This window comes from Micromonospora sp. LOL_023, assembly GCF_048060115.1.
Lineage (GTDB): Bacteria > Actinomycetota > Actinomycetes > Mycobacteriales > Micromonosporaceae > Micromonospora_E.
Genome location: NZ_JBHMIM010000181.1, coordinates 1 through 874 on the forward strand (window position 1 = coordinate 1; position 874 = coordinate 874).

1 protein-coding gene is annotated in these 874 nt (G+C 74.5%); it reads right to left on the reverse strand.

The genetic code is table 11. From position 1 onward, the window contains the following. Positions 1-874 (reverse strand): WD40 repeat domain-containing protein (locus tag ACFHVL_RS31375; RefSeq protein WP_416632246.1); only part of this gene is annotated, 874 nt, incomplete at both ends.

Below are 874 nucleotides of genomic sequence, written 5' to 3' on the forward strand. Positions count from 1 at the left end.
GGGGTGCCGGTGGCCGCGTCCCACACCCACACCGTCTCGTCGTCGCCGCCGGAGACGACGACCGGACGGCCATCGACCTGCCCCACCGCCACCGCGTTCACCCCGCCGGTGTGGCCGGTGAAGGGCTGGCCGATCGGGGTGCCGGTGGCCGCGTCCCACACCCACACCGTCTCGTCGTCGCCGCCGGAGACGACGACCGGACGGCCATCGACCTGCCCCACCGCCACCGCGTTCACCCCGCCGGTGTGGCCGGTGAAGGGCTGGCCGATCGGGGTGCCGGTGGCCGCGTCCCACACCCACACCGTCTCGTCGTCGCCGCCGGAGACGACGATCGGGCGGCCGTCGACCTGCCCCACCACCACCGAACGCACCAAACCCGTGCGGTGGGTGAAGGGTTCGCCGATGGGGGTGCCGGTGACGGCGTCCCACACCCGCACAGCCCCGTCGGCTCTGCCGGAGACGATGACCGGGCGGCCGTCGACCTGCCCCACCGCCACCGAGAAGACCGCGTCGGTGTGGCCGGTGAAGGGGTCGCCGATGGGGGTGCCGGTGGCGGCGTCCCACACCCGCACCGTCTCGTCGGTGCTGCCGGAGACGATGACCGGGCGGCCGTCGACCTGCCCCACCGCCACCGAACGCACGCTGCCGGTGTGGCCGGTGAAGGGCTGGCCGATCGGGGTGCCGGTGACGGCGTCCCACACCCGCACCGTCTCGTCGGCTCTGCCGGAGACGATGACCGGGCGGCCGTCGAGCTGGCCGACCGCCACCGAACGCACCAAACCGGTGCGGTGGGTGGAGGGTTCGCCGATCGGGGTGCCGGTGACGGCGTCCCACACCCGCACCGTCTCGTCGGCTCTGCCGGAGACGATGACCG